Raw genomic sequence first — 17,793 nt, forward strand, 5'->3', positions numbered from 1 at the left:
TCATCGTCCGCGAAGGCGGACGATCCAGCCCTCGACTAAGTGCTGGATGCCCCGCCTGCGCGGGGCATGACGGTCAGCCCTTCAGACTCTCAATCGTCACATTGCGGTTGGTGTAGACGCAGATGTCGGCGGCGATATCGAGCGACTTGCGCACGATGGTCTCGGCAGTGGCATCGGTGTCGAGCAAGGCGCGGGCGGAAGCGAGCGCATAATTGCCGCCCGAACCGATTCCGGCGACGCCCATTTCCGGCTCCAGAACGTCGCCATTGCCGGTGAGCACCAGTGACGCCTGGGCGTCGGCGACGATCATCATGGCCTCTAACCGGCGCAGGTAGCGGTCGGTGCGCCAGTCCTTGGCGAGCTCCACCGCGGCGCGCAGCAACTGCCCCGGATACTGCTCGAGCTTGGATTCGAGCCGCTCGAACAAGGTGAACGCGTCCGCCGTCGCGCCGGCGAAGCCGCCGATCACATCGCCTTTTCCGAGCTTGCGCACTTTCTTCGCGTTGGCCTTGACGATGGTCTGGCCGATCGAGACCTGGCCGTCGCCGCCGATCACCACCGTGCCGCCTTTGCGGACGGTCAGGATGGTCGTGCCGTGCCAGGACGGCAATTCTTGGGAGGACATGAGGCTTTACCCCTGCAATTTCCGTCATCTAGGCACGCCGGACGGCGTTTGCAAACCGGCCAAAGGCGCGAAAGGAACGCGAAAGGCCACCTGTGGCATAACCCCGCAACCCCTGATAAAAGGCCGCCGAAACGAGGATTTAGCCGCAATGCGCATCGCCACCATCAAGCGCAAGACCAAGGAAACCGACATCGAGGTCACAGTCGATCTCGACGGCAAGGGCCGTTCTCAGATTGCGACCGGTATCGGTTTCCTCGACCATATGCTCGACCTCCTGGCGCGCCATTCGCGCATCGACATGACGGTCAAGGCAATCGGCGATCTGCACATCGATTTCCACCACACCGCGGAGGACACCGGCATCGCGCTCGGCCAGGCGGTGAAGCAGGCGCTAGGCGACATGAAGGGCATCGGCCGTTACGCCGACGTCCACATGCCGATGGATGAGACGCTGACTCGCGTCGCGCTCGATATTTCCGGCCGCCCGTTCCTGGTGTTCAAGGCCGAGTTCGGCCGCGACAAGGTCGGCCAATTCGACACCGAGCTGGTGCAGGAATGGTTCCAGGCATTCGCCATGAATGCGGGCGTGACGCTCCATGTCGAATGCCTGTACGGCACGAACGATCACCATATCGCCGAGTCGTGCTTCAAGGGTCTGGCGCGCTGCCTGCGCAACGCCGTCGCGATCGACGAGCGCACCAAGGACGAAGTGCCGTCCACGAAGGGAACGCTGGGGAATTGAGAGCGTCATCGTCCGCGAAAGCGGACGATCCAGCGCTTCCCCTTCAGAGCTGGATGCTCCGCCTTCGCGGAGCATGACAGAAAGTGTAACGAGTAAACCAATGCCCACCTACACCGTGCACGAACCGCCGCGGCGGAAAAATGAGAGCGTTACCCAACCGGAACGCTTTGTCTTTGTGCGCGACGGATTCCATTTCTGGGCGTTCCTGCTGCCGCCGCTGTGGTTCATCGCCAAGCGGCTGTGGGTGGCGTTGATCCTTTACGTCATCGCGACTGTTGCGCTCGAATTCGGTATGGCCTGGGCGAAGGTGCCGTCAACGGGACGCGTCATCGTGGAGGTCATGCTCGCCATCGTCATCGGTTTCGAGGCGGCGACCATCCAGCGCTGGACCTTGCAGCGGCGCAAATGGAAGACGCTTGGTTTTGTCGTCGCCGAGGACGAGGAACTGGCGGAGCGCCGCTTCTTCGCGGCGTGGCAGCAAGGCGCGGCGGTGAACAACAAGTCCTTTGAGTCGACCACCGTCTATGCGGCGCCGGTGCTGCGCGGTTCGCCGTCGTCGTCCGACGTCATTGGCCTGTTCCCCGAGCCGGGCAATTCTTCCCTGGGGACGTCGCGATGAGCGTTGCCATTGTCGATTACGGCTCGGGCAATCTGCACTCGGCGGCCAAGGCGTTCGAACGCGCCGCGCGTGAGAGCGGGCACAATCAGAAAATACTCGTGACGTCTAAGCCTGACGATGTGAAAGACGCGACGCGTATTGTGCTGCCCGGCGTCGGTGCCTATGCCGATTGCCGGCGCGGGCTCACTGAAATTCCCGGCATGGTCGAAGCCTTGAACGAGGCGGTGTTGCAGCGTGGCAAGCCGTTCCTCGGCATTTGCGTCGGCATGCAGTTGATGGCCGAGCGCGGTCTTGAATATCAGGTGACGCCAGGGCTCGGCTGGATTGCGGGCGAGGTCGACAAGATCGCGCCGTCCGATGCCTCACTCAAGATCCCGCACATGGGCTGGAACACCCTCGATCTCAAGACGATGCATCCGCTGCTCGACGAAATTCCGCTCGGGCCGGACGGCCTGCACGCCTATTTCGTCCACTCCTATGCGTTCAGGACGGCGCGAAAGGACGATTTGGTTGCGCAGGCCGATTACGGCGGACCGGTCACGGCCATCATCGGGCGCGACAACATGGTCGGCACGCAATTTCATCCCGAGAAGAGCCAAAAGCTCGGCCTGCGGCTGATCGCGAACTTTTTGAAGTGGATGCCATGATTCTCTTTCCCGCCATCGACCTGAAAGAGGGCCTCGCCGTGCGCCTGGAACAAGGCGACATGGCGCGCGCCACCGTGTTTCATCGCGATCCGGCGGCGCAGGCGCGCGCCTTCGAGATGCAGGGCTTCCGCTATCTGCACATCGTCGATCTCGACGGCGCCTTTGCCGGCAAGCCGGTGAATGCCGACGCCGTCGACCGCATTCTTGAGACCATCGGCATTCCGGTGCAGCTCGGCGGAGGCGTGCGCGACATGGCGACCGTTGAGGGCTGGCTCGGCAAGGGCGTCGATCGCGTCATCATCGGCACCGCGGCGGTGCGCGATCCCGCCTTCGTCAAGGAAGCCGCCAGGAAGTATCCCGGCCGCGTTGCCGTCGGCCTCGATGCGCGCGACGGCAAGGTTGCCGTCGAGGGCTGGGCCGAAGCGTCCGAGCTGACCGTGCTCGACATCGCGCGGCGTTTCGAAGACGCCGGCGTGGCGGCAATCATTTACACCGACATCGCGCGTGACGGCATGCTCAAGGGTATCAACTGGGATGCGACCATCGCGCTCGCCGAAGCGATTTCCATTCCGGTGATTGCCTCGGGCGGTCTCGCCTCGATGGACGATATCCGCACCCTGCTGGAGCCGCGTGCGCGCAAGCTGGAAGGTGCCATTGCCGGCCGCGCCATCTATGACGGCCGGCTCGACGTGCCGGAAGCGCTTCGCATGATCCGCGATGCCGAGGCAAACCGCTGATGTTCAAAGTCCGCGTCATTCCCTGTCTCGACGTGAAAGACGGCCGAGTCGTCAAGGGCGTCAACTTCGTCGATCTGCGCGATGCCGGCGATCCGGTCGAGGCGGCGGTGGCTTACGATGCCGCCGGCGCTGACGAGCTCTGTTTCCTCGACATCACCGCCAGCCACGAGAACCGCGACACCATCTTCGATGTAGTGACGCGCACTGCGGAAGCCTGCTTCATGCCGCTCACCGTCGGCGGTGGCGTTCGTACTGTCGAGGATATCCGCAAGCTGCTCACTTGCGGCGCCGACAAGGTGTCGATCAATACAGCCGCCGTGAACCGGCGCGCTTTTGTGAAGGAAGCGGCGGAGAAGTTCGGCGACCAGTGCATCGTCGTCGCCATCGACGCCAAGAAAGTGTCGAACGACGGCGAACCCGCTCGCTGGGAAATCTTCACCCATGGCGGCCGCAATCCGACCGGGCTTGATGCGGTGGCCTATGCGCGCGAGGTGGTGTCGCTGGGCGCCGGTGAAATTCTGCTGACCTCGATGGACCGGGACGGCACCAAGTCCGGCTTCGATATCGCGCTGACGCGCGCGGTGGCGGATGCAGTGCCGGTGCCGGTGATCGCCTCGGGCGGTGTCGGCAATCTCGATCACATGGTGGCCGGCATCCGCGACGGCCATGCCACTGCGGTACTGGCGGCCTCGATCTTCCATTTCGGCGAGTATTCGGTGCGCCAAGCCAAGGATTACATGGCCAAGGCCGGCCTGCCGATGCGGCTGGACCCGTAATCCGCCTCATCCTGAGGAGCGGGCGTAGCCCGCGCCTCGAAGGATAGGGCGGCCGCATGGTTCGAGACGCCTCGCTGCGCGAGGCTCCTCACCATGAGGCCGGGAAAGGTTCGGAATGACGGCAATTCAAGAACCTGCTAATTGGCCCCCATGACCCAGTTCACCCTCGCCGACCTGGAAAAACGCATTGAGGAACGCGCGCGCGCCAGCGCCGAGCAGTCCTATACGCGCGCGCTGATCGACAAGGGCGCGGCGCATTGCGCCAAGAAGATGGGCGAAGAGGCCTTCGAAACGGCCATAGCGGCTGTGCAGGAAGACAAGAGCCGGCTCGTGTCGGAAGCCGCCGATCTCATCTATCATCTCATGGTGCTGATGAAGGTGCGCGGTGTATCGCTTGCCGATGTCGAGGCCGAGCTCGACCGGCGCACCGCGCAATCGGGCCATGCCGAGAAAGCGTCCAGGCCGAAGGGCTAGGCGCAGCGAGCGCCACAACGACGAATGCAGTAATGGAACAGCGGATCGACGACAATCTCTCGCCCTACCGCAGCTTCTCGCGGGCTGAATGGGCGGCGCTGCGCGAAGACGCGCCGATGACGCTGACCTCCGACGAGGTGACGCGGCTGCGCTCGCTGCATGACCGACTCGACATCAAAGAAGTCGAGGACATCTATCTGCCGCTGTCGCGACTTTTGTCGCTCTACGTCACGGCGACGCAGCGGCTGTTCCGCGCGCAGGAGCGGTTCCTCGGCGTCGAGGACGAGAAGATGCCGTTCATCATCGGCGTCGCCGGCTCGGTCGCGGTCGGTAAATCGACCACGGCGCGCGTCCTGCAGGCACTGCTCGCGCGCTGGCCCGGCTCGCCGCAGGTCGATCTCATCACCACCGACGGCTTTCTGTTTCCGAACGCGGTGCTCGATCGCGAAGGCCTGATGGAGAAGAAGGGCTTTCCGGAAAGCTACGATCTGGCGACTCTGCTGCGTTTTCTCTCCGACGTGAAGGCAGGCAAGCGTCCTGCGCGCGCGCCGATCTATTCGCATCTGATCTACGACGTGGTGCCGAACCAGTGGATCGAAGTGAACCGGCCGGACATTCTCATCGTCGAAGGTCTCAACGTATTGCAGACCGGACGTCTGCCGAAGGATGGCAAGGCCATTCCCTTCGTCTCCGATTTCTTCGATTTCTCGGTCTACATCGATGCTGATGAGGACGTGCTCAAGGGCTGGTACGTCGACCGCTTTCTCACCTTGCGCGGCACAGCCTTCCGCGATCCGAAGTCATACTTCCATCGCTATTCGAACTTGTCAGACGATGAAGCGGTGAAGACCGCGGTGTCGATCTGGGAGCGCATCAATCTCGTGAACCTGCACGAGAACATCCTGCCGACGCGACAGCGCGCCGATCTCATTCTCAAGAAGGCCGGCTCGCACCAGATCGATCAGGTGTCGTTGCGGAGGCTGTAGCCCTGCGCCGTCGTCCCCGCGAAGGCGGGAACCCAGTAGCCACCGGCCGCAAAGATTGAGTCGTGGCGATTGCGAGTACTGGATCGCCCGCTTTCGCGGGAGATGACAGATTCCGGCTAATTAGGCCGCCCTGCGGCCCGGGTCGAAGTGTTCGATATAGCGCTGCTTGATCGCTGACACCGGCAGCACGATCAGCACGTCGGTGGTGCCAAACTCGTGGTCGACCACGGCGCCGTCGCCGATATAGGCGCCAAGACGCAGATAGCCCTTCACCAGCGGCGGCAACTGGCGCAGCGCCTCCTTCGGATCGATCGATTCCTTCGAGATGCGGTTCATCTCGACATAGCGCTCGGGCAACGCCTGCGCGCGCCATTCCTCCGGCGCGCGGGCATAGTGATGCAGGAACGACAGCGGCAGCGCCAGGCGCTTGGGCTCGGTGCCGTCGAGGCTGGCGCAGCCGATCATGACGTCGCAGCGGTTCTGCGTGACGTAGGCGTGGATGCCGTGCCACAGCAGCTCGACCGTGCGCTTGTTGCGATACGGCGCCAGCACGCAGGAGCGGCCGAGCTCGAGGAATTGCAAATTGCGGTGGCGCGCGATCAGGCCGCTGATGTCAAACTCGCCGGCGGTGTAGAAGCCGCCGTGATCCTCGGCGAGCGATTGGCGGAGCAGGCGATAGGTGCCGACGACGGCTGGCCGGTTGCCGGGACCGCCCTCGCGCGCGGCATGATCGAGCACCAAGAGGTGGTCGCAGATGGCGTCGTAGCCGTCGACGTCGCGGCGCGCGAACAGCCGGCCCGGGTTAGGGATGGCGGCGCCTTCCTGGTAGAACACCCGATAACGCAGCTTTTGCGCCTGCCGCACTTCGGCGGCGGTCTGGGCGAGGCGGACTTCCAGCGAGCCTATCCGGCCGAGCGATTGCAGCGGGCGATGCGCTCGTGCCGCCCAGGCCTGCAGGCCGCCATAGGCCTGCAGCGACGAGATCAGGCCAGGCGCCGCGGGAGCCGCGCGGCGGCGGCTGAAGGGGTTACGCGTCGGGTTGGCGCTGTCGCGCATCATGGATGGGTCCCTTTGGGAGCTCGTCGTCATAGGCGTGGAAATAGGGAGCAATTCGTCCCGATTTAAGACCGGCGAATCGCGGCCCAGCATCCCGGTGCAGTGATACACCATGCCTCGAATACGGAATTATGACGATTTGGGGAAGCCCGGTTGACGCAGGTCAGGCCGCCATCGAGGCTCGCCCGGCAAGCCGGCCGAGTTCGTCGATGAGGCGCTGGCGGTCGAGCGGTTTGGTGAGAACGGCGTCCATGCCGGCGGCGATGCAGGCCGCCCGGTCGTCGTCGGACGCGTTCGCGGTTAGCGCGATCACAGGCACCGGGCGAAATGCCTCCTGTGCGACGGCCTTGATTTCGGCCTCGCTGACGCGAATGCGGCGCATGGCCTCGAGCCCATCCATGCCCGGCATTTGCACGTCCATGAGGATGAGATCGAACCGATTCCCGCTCTCTAAACCTGCGCTCCACGCCAGCACAGCGCTGGCGCCGTCGCCGACCGTGGTGACGCGGTGGCCGAGCCGCGTCAGAAGCGCGCGGGTCAGCATGACATTGATGGGATTGTCTTCGGCCAGAAGCACGTTGAGCCCGCCGCCGGGCGGGGCGGCCGGCTCGTCCTGCGGCGCCGGCTCGGCTGCTTTGGCGACATCGAATGTGTCCTGCCCGGCAAAGCGGGCGGCGAGCGAGGCGGCGCGCACCGGCTTCACCAGATAGCCGGTGAAGCCCGCGGCCTTCAGCGCCGGCAATTCGGCGCGCTCGCCCGGATTGATCAGCACAATGCACCGCGTCGCGTCCGCTGCGATATCGCCATTGGTAATCATCGCTTGGGCGAGCGAACCATCGACGATCAGCGTGTCGAAATGTTCTTCGGCAAGATGGCGCGCGGCGTCGGCGGCATTGCCGACCTCGATTTGCGTCGCCATGCCCCAGGCATCGAGCCGGCGCGCCAGCACTTCGCCTTCGATATAGGTCGAAGCGACGATCAGCGCGCTTTGGCCTTTAAGATCGGGCGCCTTGAACGGCGCGCCGGCTTTAATTTCCGCCGGCGGCAATTCGACCGAGAAAGAAAAGGTTGAGCCCTGGTCCGGGGCGCTGTCGACCTGGAGTGTGCCGTGCATTGCTTCGACGATGCGTTTCGAGATGGCGAGGCCCAGTCCGGTACCGCCGTATTTGCGCGTCGACGACGTGTCGGCCTGTTCGAAATCGCGGAAGATGCGCGCCTGATCCTCGGGCGCCAGCCCGATGCCGGTGTCGCGCACCGAGAAGCGCACTTCATGACCGCCAGTGCCGGGTTCGACGATGACGGTGACACCCCCGCTCTCGGTGAACTTCACGGCATTGCCGGCGAGGTTCAGCAACACCTGGCGCAGGCGCGTAGCGTCGCCTGTGACCGTTGCCGGCAGACGCTCATCGACGAACGAGCTGATGGCGATGCTCTTGCTGTGCGCGCGGGGCGCCAGCAATTCGATGGTTTCCTCCACGAGCGGCAACAGCGCGAAAGGTGCGGATGACAGTTCGAGCTTGCCCGCTTCGATTTTCGAAAAATCGAGCACTTCTTCGATCAGCGCCAACAACGTTTCGCCGGATGCCTTGGCGGCCTTGGCGTAGTTGAGTTGCTCGGGCGTCAGTGGCGTGTCGAGCAACAGATCGGTCATGCCGATGACGCCATTGAGCGGCGTGCGAATCTCGTGACTGACGGTGGCGAGAAATCGCGATTTGGCGCGGCTCGCTGCTTCGGCAAGCGCGCGGGCTTCGGCGCGATCGGTGACGTCGCGCCCGACGCTTTGCGTTTCGGTGCCATTTTCGGTTCGCACGGTGACGTCGCGCCAGGCGACCCAGCGTGGACCGAGCGGCGTGTCGATCTTCTGGTCCTGGGCGCGGGTGCCGTCGTCCAGAATGGCGATCTCGGTTTGCTCGATAATGGTGAGTGCCGGTGCCCTGCCGATCACGTCTGAATGATCCTGGCCGGCGAAGCGGCACCAGGCTTCGTTAGCGTAAGTTACAAGGCCCTGGGCGTCACGGCGCAGGATGAGGTCGCCTTGCGCTTCGAGCATTCCGCGGGCGCGCACTTCCGCTTCGCGTGCTTCCCAAAGCTGGTCGGATAATTCATCGATACGAAGTTCGAGATCGCGCCGGCGGTTCTTGGCGATACGGCGGCGATAGAGCAGGAACGCGATGACGGCGCAGGCGGCGGCAAACAGCGCGCCAGTGCCGATGGCATAGCTGTGTGGGTCGTAATCGGGGCTCGACAGGCGGATGCCGGCCAGAAAACCGAGCGCGCCGGAAATGACCGACAGAGTGATGACGGCCGAGCGGCCGAACAGGATGAGCGCCGCGGTGTTGCGCGAATGGGTCGGTGCGGGCTTGCGGGTTTTGACTTGAGCCATGCGGGGCTATTTCGCCCAGCAATCCTTGCTATTCGATGGTTTCTTTCGGAACGACATCGCGTCGTAGTGAAAGCGCGGTTAAGCGCCTGAACAATGAATGAAAGCTCGTCACGTTGCCGAACCAGGTGGAAGGGCCGGGCGCCAAATATACACAAAATTACTGTACAATACCGCGCAGGAGAGGCCGTCTTTCATCGTCAAGTTATTTAATAAATAGCCTTCATATTGGCTAACCGATTTTAAACGCCAGCGTCCTCGACGCGTGGCAAGTGCCTCGTGGAAAGGTTGCACGCATGTCACTTTCGCAAGTCTACACGCGCCGCACGAAATCGGTGGGCACTTTGTTCGCATTCGGCCTTGCCATGGCCCTTGGCATCGGTATTGCCGTCGCAATCAGTGCCTACTCCATGACGAAGGTGCGCATTGGCAGCGCAACCTATGACAAAATCATTCAGGCGAAGGATCTGGTGGCGGACATTCTGCCGCCGCCCCTCTACATCATCGAGCCGTATCTTGAAGCAACCAGGGCCGCTCACCTTGATGCGCCGGTTGCCGACGTCAAGAAACGGATGGCCGAGCTGCGCAAGGATTACGATACGCGCCGCACGTTCTGGCAGGCATCGAATCTCGACGGCACCATCCGCGACAAGCTGACCGAGGCATCGCACGCGCATGCCGGCAAGTTCTGGACGGTATTCGACGGCAAGCTCGTGCCGAGCTTGGAACGTCAAGACCGCGCGGCGGCCATGGCGGCTTATGGCGAACTCACGGAGATTTACCGGGCGCATCGCGAAGTAATCGACGAGATCGTCAACGCAGCCAATGCGCTTGCCGTGAATGTGGAAGCCGAGGCATCCGATCAGGGCCAGATTGCCATCTGGTCCGTCGCCGCCGTCGATGCCGCGTTGTTTCTGCTCTTGATCGTCGGCATCGTCGCGATCGTTCGCCGCCTCATCAACCCGCTTCAGATTCTTGGACAAGGCCTCGAAAGCCTGGCGAGCGGCAATCTGACCTCGCGTATCACGCAGCAGATGCCGCCCGAATACCGGCATCTGCGGGACTATCTCAACACTGCCAACGATCGACTCAATCAGGTGATCGGCGCTGTAAAAAAATCGGCGCGTGACGTGACCAGCGCGTCGGTCGAAATCTCTGCCAGCACGACGGATCTGTCGCAGCGTACAGAAGAACAGGCGGCGACGATCGAGGAAACCGCCGCGTCGATGGAACAGATCTCGTCAATCGTGAAATCGAATGCCGACAACGCCCTGCGAGCCGCCACGCAGGCCAAGGCCACCCAGAGCGTGGCCAATCGGGGCGGCGAGGTTGTCGCCAATGCCGTGAGTGCCATGGCGCAGATCGAGGAATCCTCGCGCAAAATTTCCGATATCATTAGCGTGATCGATGAAATCGCGCGGCAGACCAACCTGCTCGCACTCAATGCCGCGGTCGAAGCGGCTCGCGCTGGGGAAGCCGGCCGTGGTTTTGCCGTCGTTGCGTCCGAGGTGCGCAGTCTGGCGCAGCGGTCGTCTCAGGCAGCCAAGGACATCAAGGATCTCATCACCAGGTCAGGCGCCGAGGTCAAGGACGGCGTCGATCTGGTCAACCGCGCCGGCGCTTCGCTCGGCGAGATCGTAACCTCGATCCGGGAAGTGGCGTCCATCATCGACGATATTGCTACCGCGAGTGCCGAACAGGCCTCAGGCATCGAGCAGATCAACAAGGCGCTGACGCAAATGGACACGGTCACGCAGCAGAACTCGGCGCTGGTGGAAGAGAACGCATCGACCGCACGGTCGCTCGAGGATCAGGCCCGCGCCATGGACGAGCAGATCGAGTTCTTCAGCATCAACCAAGCCGGCTTGCCGGATGCCTTAGATCAACGCCCGGCAGCCGGCACACCGACGGCACTGGCGCGAGCGGCCTGAGGCGCCTGGCCGTGAGCTAGGCCGCGCGCCGCAGATCGTCGGCCAGGGCGCGATACGACAGCGCCTCGGCCAGATGCACCCGGCCGACGCTCGTCGCGCCGTCGAGGTCGGCGAGCGTGCGCGCCACGCGCAGAACGCGATGATAGCCGCGCGCCGATAACTGCATGCGATCGGCGGCATCGCGCAGTAGCTTGGTGCCGCCGGCATCGGTGCGGGTGACTTCTTCGAGCAGCGGACCGTTCGCCTGTGCATTGCAGCGGACATGCGGTGCCCCATGCGCCGCGTAACGTTCCGCCTGGATGTCGCGGGCGCGGGCGACCCGCGCGGCGACCTCGCGGCTGCCTTCGGACGGCGGCGGCAGAATGAGATCGGCGGCGGTGACCGCCGGCACTTCGATGTGCAGGTCGATACGGTCGATCAGCGGGCCGGACAAGCGGCCCTGGTAATCGGCGGCACAGCGCACATTGGGCGCGCGGTTGCAGGCAAAACCCGGATCGTTGGCGCGGCCGCAGCGGCACGGATTCATGGCGCCGACGAGCATGAAGCGCGCCGGATAAGTGACACGGTGATTGGCGCGGGCGATGGCGACTTCGCCGGTCTCGAGCGGCTGACGCAGCGAGTCGAGCACCTGGCCGGAAAACTCCGGCATCTCGTCGAGAAACAGCACGCCGTTATGCGCCAGCGACACTTCGCCGGGTCGCGCCCGCAGGCCGCCGCCGACCAGCGCCGGCATCGAGGCCGAATGATGCGGCGCGCGGAATGGCCGGCGGTTGGTGAGCGCGCCCCCCTCGATCTCGCCCGCCACCGAGGCGATCATCGAGACTTCCAGCAACTCGGTCGGCGACAAAGGCGGGAGGATCGACGGCAATCGCGCCGCCAGCATCGACTTGCCGGCGCCCGGCGGGCCGACCATCAACAGGTTATGGCCGCCGGCGGCGGCTACTTCGAGCGCGCGCTTGGCGCTTTCCTGGCCCTTGATGTCGGCAAGATCGGGCGGCAAGCCCTCGACTTCGCGGATCTTCGGGGTTGGCCGCGTCAGCACCTGCGTGCCGCGGAAGTGATTGGCGAGCTGGATCAGCGATTGCGCGGCGATGATCTCGATTTCGGGGCTGGCCCACGCAGCCTCGGCGCCGCAGGCCTGCGGGCAGATCAGGCCGTAGCCGCGCGCATTGGCGCCGATGGCCGCCGGCAGCACGCCGGCCACCGCGGCAATGGAGCCGTCGAGACCGAGTTCGCCGAGCACGGTGAACCCGGCCAGCGCGTCCGGCGGGATGGCGCCGATCGCCGCCATCAGACCAAGTGCGATCGGCAGGTCGAAATGGCTGCCCTCCTTGGGCATGTCCGCGGGCGCCAGGTTCACGGTGATGCGTCGCGCCGGCAATGCGAGCCCCGAAGCAATCAGGGCAGCGCGAACCCGTTCCTTGGCCTCGGACACGGCCTTGTCGGGCAGGCCGACGATATTGAAGGCCGGCAGCCCCGGCGCGACCTGCACCTGGACGTCCACGGCGCGGGCTTCGATGCCCTCGAATGCTACGGTTGCGACCCGTTGGACCATGTTGCCCTCGCCACTACTTTTAAGTGTAGCCGAAGTTGTGGAGAGCGACAAGAACATTTGCAGAACAAAACGACTCGATTAAGATACCTCCATTCGCGGCTCAACCCGGAGTGAGTGTCATGATCGATCGCACCAGAATGCAAAACGACCTTCTCGAAGCCCGGCGCGCGCGCCTCGAGGCCGAGGCCGCCAATCAGGACGTCGAGGAATTGATCTGGGAGCTTCAGCACGTTCAGCTCGGTCGCCAGCGAGTCGTCTTTTCGATCGCGGGTTTTGAGCAGGAGGCGGCTTAACGCACGCTCTGCGGTAATTCCGTGGGGTGAGCGACGTCGTGCTTTGCCTTGAGCGCCATGGATCGGCGCAAATGCATCGAGGTGAATGCAACATTAAAATAAAACAGATGCTCGTTATCTTAACTTAGGCAAGCATCCGTGTTTTCGTAGCATTAATACCGGTCGTGGTTATTTGCTCGCAGTACTATGTAAGCGAGTAGGCCCGTGACCAATTCCGACAACGTTTCGCTTCACGCGCTCCAGACCGAAATTCTGGAAGCCATGGTGACGGGCGAGCGCTTCGAAGTCATCGCCGAACGTCTGTGTCTGCGCGCCGAGGCGCTCGCGCCTGGCGCCATCTGCACCATTGTCGGTTTCACGAACGAAGGCCGGATCAAGGCCCTGGCGTCGCCGAGCCTGCCGGCCAGTTACGGCGAATCGATTACCGGAATTGAAATCGGTCCCGAAGTCGGCTCCTGCGGCACGGTGGCCTATCGCGGCGAGCCGGTCGAAGTCGACGATATCGCCACCAGCCCGCTGTGGGAATCTTACAGAGACCTCGTCCTGCCGCTCGGATTGCAGGCTTGCTGGTCGTACCCGATCAAGACTCGCGACGGTCGTGTTGCCGCGGCCTTTGGGTTCTACTTTCGCGAAAAGCGCGGCCCGACGGTGTTCGAACGTTCGATCGTCAGTACCTGCGTTCACCTGTGTTCTATCGCCATCGAGCATGCGCTGACGCAGAAGCGCAATCACGCTCTCGCCTATTACGACCAGCTCACCGGACTGCCGAACCGGCGCAGCTTCGACGACATGATGTTCGACCGTATCGTGTCGATGGACCCGGCGTTCGGTCTTCTGGTCGTCGATATCGACAATCTGAAGATCGCGAACGACACCATGGGCCATGTCGTCGGCGACAGTCTCATTCAGGAGGTCGCCGCAAGGCTGTCGGAAGCCGCCCCGAACGGCGCGAGCCGTATTGGCGGTGATGAGTTTGCCGTTCTGATCGACGGTTGCCGCAGTCATGCCGAACTGGCAGCCGCGGCGGACCGGATCGTCGAAGCGATGAAGACGCCGTTCGATTGCGCCGGCTATACGATCACGCCGCAGATCACCATGGGCGGCGTCGTCTACGAACTCGACGGTGTCGATCCCGATCTGCTGCGGCAGAATGCCGACTTCGCGATCTACCACGCCAAGTCCGTCAACCGCGGCGGTTACGCGCTGTTCAAAAGAGAGATGCGAACGTCGATCGCGACGCGCATGTCGACGATCCGCGCCGTTGGCGATGCGCTCAACGAATCCCGCGTTCTGCCGTTCTATCAGCCGCTGGTCACGTTGAGCGACGGCACCATCCTTGGCTTCGAGGCTTTGGCCCGCATTCGAATGGACAATGGCGCCATTGTTTCCGCCGGACAGTTCCAGGCGGCGCTGTCGGATCCGAGTATCGCCTTTCGCCTGACCGATCAGATGCTCGGCCACATCGCGCGCGACATGCGTGGCTGGCTGAGCGCGGGCTTCGATGTCCAGCATGTCGGCATCAATCTCTCGACGGCGGATTTCCATCGCGGCGATATCGAGCAGCGCCTGATGGCGGCATTCGAGCCCACCGGCGTGCCGCTCGATCGCATCGTGGTCGAGGTGACGGAAGGCGTCTTCATGGACGGCACCGATGACAAGGTCGTTCATGTCATCGAAAGCCTGCGTCGCAAGGGTATCACCGTCGCCCTCGACGATTTCGGCACCGGCTTTGCGTCGCTGACGCACTTGATCCGCTTTCCGGTGGACACGATCAAGATCGACAAGTCTTTCGTCGATCGCATGCTCACCGATCATCCGAGCCAGCTCGTCGTCGAACTGCTCGTCGACCTGTCGCGCAAGCTGCACATGCATACGGTCGCGGAAGGCATCGAGACGCAGGCGCAGGCCGGCTGGCTCAAGGCGCTCGGCTGCGACACGGGGCAGGGCTATTATTTCGGCCGGCCGGTGAATGTAGAGGCGGCAACGAAACTGATGCGGGAATGGCAGCCGGGCTTTCCGCAGGCGGCTAGCCTCGCGGCCAAGAAAAAGCGGGCCTGACGCTCAGGCGCCCGCTTTTCGCTTTCTCTCGATGACGTCCCAGGTCAATGCCGCGGCGTCCGGTCCACCGAGATTCTTCACGGCGCGGATACCGGTCGGCGAGGTGACGTTGATCTCCGTCAGCCAGTCGCCGATGACGTCGATGCCGACAAAGATCAATCCGCGCGATTTGAGCGTCGGCTTGAGCGTCTCGATGATCTCGCGCTCGCGCGGCGTCAGGTCGGTCGCTTTGGGCGAGCCGCCGCGCACCATGTTGGAGCGCAGATCGTCCTCGGCCGGCACGCGGTTGACGGCGCCGGCGAATTCGCCATCGACCAGAAGGATGCGCTTGTCGCCCTGTTTCACGGCGGGCAGGAATTTCTGGATCACCCAGGGTTCGCGAAACGTGGCCGCGAACATGTCGTAGAGCGAACCGAAATTGAGGTCATCGCGGGTGATGCGGAACACGCCGCCGCCGCCATGGCCGTAGAGCGGCTTCATGACGATATCCTGATGCTCGGCACGGAAGGCTTTGATCTCTTCCTTGTCGCGGGTGATCAAGGTCGGCGGCATCAACTGCGGGAAGCTGGTGACGAGCACCTTCTCCGGCGCGTTGCGTACTTCGGCCGGGTCGTTCACCACCAATGTCCTGGGGTGGATGCGCTCCAGCATATGCGTGGTGGTGATGTAGGACAGGTCGAAGGGCGGGTCCTGGCGCAGCAGGATGACGTCGAAGCTGTCCAGCGGCGTCCGCTCGGGCTCGCCGAGCGTGAAGTAGTCGCCGGCCTTGTCACGGACCGACAGCGGCTCGACCCGAGCGAACAGCCGGTCGCCGACCTGCGCCATCCGGTCGGGGGTGTAATAGCTGAGCGAATGACCACGGGCCTGCGCCTCGAGCAGCAGGGCGAAGGTCGAATCGCCTTTGATGTTGATCCGCTCGATCGGATCCATCTGGACGGCAACTTTGAGCGTCATGGGGTTCAAGTGTCCTGGGGGACTTCCCGGCAACCCTTGGCCACACCAACCAAAGGTTAAGGAAAACAGAAAGTTAACATATTGCGGCGAGTATGCGGGAACTCACGATCTATGCCGCGCTGAACGGGGCCGCAAGTGACTTTGCCGAAGCTTTCGATCGCCACCAAGCTCTATGCGATCTTCGCATTGATGGCCATCACCGCGCTGGCGCTGTCGGGGTCCGCCATCGTCAACGCCCGGCACTATGCCGCCCTGTCCGACACCTACGAATCGGCCATTTCCGGCACCCAGAACATCGAGCGCATCAACGGCCTGATCTATGCCGTGGTTGCCGAGTCCCGCGGCATCTATATGCCGAACGAACCGTCGGGCAGAAAACAGTTCGAGGACGGCCTCTCCGATTTCCTGACCCGGATCGAAGCCCTGATGGTCGAGTGGCAGAAGACTGTCGGTCCGGACGATGCCGCTCTGTTCGATCGCTTTGCCAAACGCGTAGCGGAGTTCGTCGCCTACCGGCGCGAGCTCGTGCGTCTGAGCGCTGAGGTTGGTTCGCAGGCCGCACGCGAATGGGGCGAGGCGAGCCGCGACGCCCGCAAGGCGCTCAACGCCGATTTGAACGCATTGTCCGAGCACTACGCCGCGCGGGCCAACGAGGCCTACAACCTCATCGACGGCGATATCGATCAGGGCATCTGGTGGTTGGCGCTGTTCGCTGCTCTGGCCGCCTTCGCCACCATCGCGCTGCTGTTCATCGCGCGCGGCATCGTCAAGCCGCTCACGGCCATCACGCGCGTGACCGAATCGGTCGCTGGCGGCGCGCAGATCACATCCATCCCGTTCAGCGACCGCCAGGATGAGATCGGCGCCATGGCGCGCTCGATCGAGATATTCCATCGCGCAATGCTTCATAACCGCGAGCTGAACCAGACCGTCCTGCAGGACGCCGAGTCCCGTGCCGCGCGCCAGCGCGAGATCAACCAGGAGATCACCCGCTTCTCGAGCGACGTCGAAATGACCCTCTCGGAGCTGGGCCAGATTTCCGATCAGATGCTGGCGGCGTCGACCCAACTCGCCAGAGCGGCCGACGATGCGACGGCCAAGACCGCGCGCGCCGAGCACGCGTCGTCGGACGCCTCCGCCAATGTCCGCGATATCGCGTCCGCGGCCGACCAGCTCTCCGCCTCGGTTAATGAAATCGATCGTCAGGTTGCGCAGTCGAATGCGATCGCTTCCAAGGCGGTCAGCGAAGCGGGACAGACGAACATCGCAGTGAAAGAGCTTGGCGAAGCCGCCGCCCGCATCGGCGATGTGGTGAAGCTCATCACCGATATTGCGGAACAGACCAACCTTCTGGCACTCAATGCCACGATCGAAGCAGCGCGCGCCGGCGAAGCGGGTCGCGGCTTTGCCGTCGTTGCCGGCGAGGTGAAGGCGCTGGCGGGCCAGACCAGCCGCGCCACCGAAGAGATCAGCGCACAGATCGCCGGCATGCAGCGCGCGACGTCAACGTCAATCACAGCGATCAGCACGATCGAACAAACCATCCGCGAGATCGGAAACATCTCGAGCGCAATCGCCGCGGCGGTGACCGAGCAGGGCGCCGCGACCAGCGAGATTGCGCGCAGCGTCGAAACCGCGGCGCAGCGCACCATCGAGACCGCCAAGGAAGTCAATCTGGTCGGTACCGCGACCGCCGACACCCGCGCCAGCGCCGGCACGGTCAAAGCCGTCGCCGACGATCTCGGCCAGGTCGCGCACCGCATCCGCTCGCAGGTCGATCAGTTTTTCGAGCGGCTGAGCGCCTAGTTGTTGCCTTCACCTCTCCCAAGGGGAGAGGTCGGATCGCGAAGCGATCCGGGTGAGGGGTTACAAACTAACGGCTTCACTTACCCCCTCACCCCAACCCTCTCCCCCAAGGGGAGAGGGAGCAGGCTGAGATCGCGACGACACCTTTGCCGAC

16 protein-coding genes are annotated in these 17,793 nt (G+C 63.5%); 11 read left to right on the forward strand and 5 right to left on the reverse strand.

Annotation, left to right across the window (positions count from 1 at the left end; translation table 11 throughout):
• Positions 1 to 73: 73 nt before the first annotated feature.
• Positions 74 to 625, reverse strand: a complete 552-nt coding sequence (gene hslV, locus E8Q40_RS01130; RefSeq protein WP_137042658.1) for an ATP-dependent protease subunit HslV — start codon at positions 623 to 625, stop codon at positions 74 to 76.
• Positions 626 to 773: 148 nt separating this feature from the next.
• On the opposite strand from hslV, the gene hisB reads away from it, so the two are divergent.
• The 7 genes from hisB (at position 774) to coaA (ending at position 5,606) form a co-directional block, all read left to right on the forward strand.
• Positions 774 to 1,367, forward strand: coding sequence for an imidazoleglycerol-phosphate dehydratase HisB (hisB, locus tag E8Q40_RS01135; protein ID WP_137042659.1), 594 nt, complete (start codon positions 774 to 776; stop codon positions 1,365 to 1,367).
• A 100-nt stretch (positions 1,368 to 1,467) separates the two neighbouring features.
• Positions 1,468 to 1,986: a DUF2628 domain-containing protein gene (locus E8Q40_RS01140; RefSeq protein ID WP_168197710.1), complete on the forward strand. Its 519-nt coding sequence runs from the start codon at positions 1,468 to 1,470 to the stop codon at positions 1,984 to 1,986.
• Positions 1,983 to 2,633: an imidazole glycerol phosphate synthase subunit HisH gene (hisH, locus tag E8Q40_RS01145; protein ID WP_137042661.1), complete on the forward strand. Its 651-nt coding sequence runs from the start codon at positions 1,983 to 1,985 to the stop codon at positions 2,631 to 2,633. Before E8Q40_RS01140 ends, hisH begins: the two co-directional genes overlap by 4 nt.
• Positions 2,621 to 3,370 (forward strand): 1-(5-phosphoribosyl)-5-[(5-phosphoribosylamino)methylideneamino]imidazole-4-carboxamide isomerase, encoded by a 750-nt coding sequence (hisA, locus tag E8Q40_RS01150; RefSeq protein WP_205995639.1) that lies wholly within the window; start codon positions 2,621 to 2,623, stop codon positions 3,368 to 3,370. The genes hisH and hisA overlap by 13 nt, the downstream gene beginning before the upstream one ends.
• Positions 3,370 to 4,146: an imidazole glycerol phosphate synthase subunit HisF gene (gene hisF, locus E8Q40_RS01155; protein ID WP_137042663.1), complete on the forward strand. Its 777-nt coding sequence runs from the start codon at positions 3,370 to 3,372 to the stop codon at positions 4,144 to 4,146. Before hisA ends, hisF begins: the two co-directional genes overlap by 1 nt.
• A gap of 150 nt (positions 4,147 to 4,296) precedes the next feature.
• The gene (locus E8Q40_RS01160; RefSeq protein ID WP_137042664.1) at positions 4,297 to 4,620 is read left to right on the forward strand and encodes a phosphoribosyl-ATP diphosphatase; all 324 of its coding nucleotides are present in this window, start codon (positions 4,297 to 4,299) and stop codon (positions 4,618 to 4,620) included.
• 32 nt (positions 4,621 to 4,652) lie between these two features.
• Positions 4,653 to 5,606, forward strand: a complete 954-nt coding sequence (coaA, locus tag E8Q40_RS01165) for a type I pantothenate kinase (RefSeq protein WP_137042665.1) — start codon at positions 4,653 to 4,655, stop codon at positions 5,604 to 5,606.
• 120 nt (positions 5,607 to 5,726) lie between these two features.
• Here coaA and E8Q40_RS01170 read toward each other — a convergent pair whose 3' ends face one another.
• Together E8Q40_RS01170 and E8Q40_RS01175 are read right to left on the reverse strand one after the other, a co-directional pair.
• Positions 5,727 to 6,665, reverse strand: coding sequence for a GNAT family N-acetyltransferase (locus E8Q40_RS01170; protein ID WP_137042666.1), 939 nt, complete (start codon positions 6,663 to 6,665; stop codon positions 5,727 to 5,729).
• A gap of 160 nt (positions 6,666 to 6,825) precedes the next feature.
• Positions 6,826 to 9,045, reverse strand: a complete 2,220-nt coding sequence (locus E8Q40_RS01175; protein WP_137042667.1) for a PAS domain-containing hybrid sensor histidine kinase/response regulator — start codon at positions 9,043 to 9,045, stop codon at positions 6,826 to 6,828.
• Positions 9,046 to 9,338: 293 nt separating this feature from the next.
• On the opposite strand from E8Q40_RS01175, the gene E8Q40_RS01180 reads away from it, so the two are divergent.
• Positions 9,339 to 10,973 (forward strand): methyl-accepting chemotaxis protein, encoded by a 1,635-nt coding sequence (locus E8Q40_RS01180; protein WP_205995641.1) that lies wholly within the window; start codon positions 9,339 to 9,341, stop codon positions 10,971 to 10,973.
• A 16-nt stretch (positions 10,974 to 10,989) separates the two neighbouring features.
• Here the strand turns inward: E8Q40_RS01180 and E8Q40_RS01185 are convergent, their stop codons facing one another.
• Positions 10,990 to 12,528, reverse strand: a complete 1,539-nt coding sequence (locus E8Q40_RS01185; protein WP_137042668.1) for a YifB family Mg chelatase-like AAA ATPase — start codon at positions 12,526 to 12,528, stop codon at positions 10,990 to 10,992.
• A gap of 119 nt (positions 12,529 to 12,647) precedes the next feature.
• Here E8Q40_RS01185 and E8Q40_RS21865 point away from each other — a divergent pair, with 119 nt between their 5' ends.
• Together E8Q40_RS21865 and E8Q40_RS01190 are read left to right on the forward strand one after the other, a co-directional pair.
• Positions 12,648 to 12,821 (forward strand): hypothetical protein, encoded by a 174-nt coding sequence (locus tag E8Q40_RS21865; protein WP_168197712.1) that lies wholly within the window; start codon positions 12,648 to 12,650, stop codon positions 12,819 to 12,821.
• Positions 12,822 to 13,025: 204 nt separating this feature from the next.
• A complete protein-coding gene (locus E8Q40_RS01190) occupies positions 13,026 to 14,879 on the forward strand; it encodes a bifunctional diguanylate cyclase/phosphodiesterase (protein ID WP_137042669.1) in 1,854 nt (617 codons plus the stop codon).
• 3 nt (positions 14,880 to 14,882) lie between these two features.
• Here E8Q40_RS01190 and gshB read toward each other — a convergent pair whose 3' ends face one another.
• Positions 14,883 to 15,833, reverse strand: coding sequence for a glutathione synthase (gene gshB / locus E8Q40_RS01195; RefSeq protein WP_137042670.1), 951 nt, complete (start codon positions 15,831 to 15,833; stop codon positions 14,883 to 14,885).
• Positions 15,834 to 15,968: 135 nt separating this feature from the next.
• Between gshB and E8Q40_RS01200 the strand changes: the two genes are divergently transcribed.
• Positions 15,969 to 17,639: a methyl-accepting chemotaxis protein gene (locus E8Q40_RS01200; RefSeq protein ID WP_137042671.1), complete on the forward strand. Its 1,671-nt coding sequence runs from the start codon at positions 15,969 to 15,971 to the stop codon at positions 17,637 to 17,639.
• Positions 17,640 to 17,793: the final 154 nt, after the last annotated feature.

The sequence above is a fragment of the Pseudolabrys sp. FHR47 genome (assembly GCF_005153485.1).
GTDB lineage: Bacteria > Pseudomonadota > Alphaproteobacteria > Rhizobiales > Xanthobacteraceae > Pseudolabrys.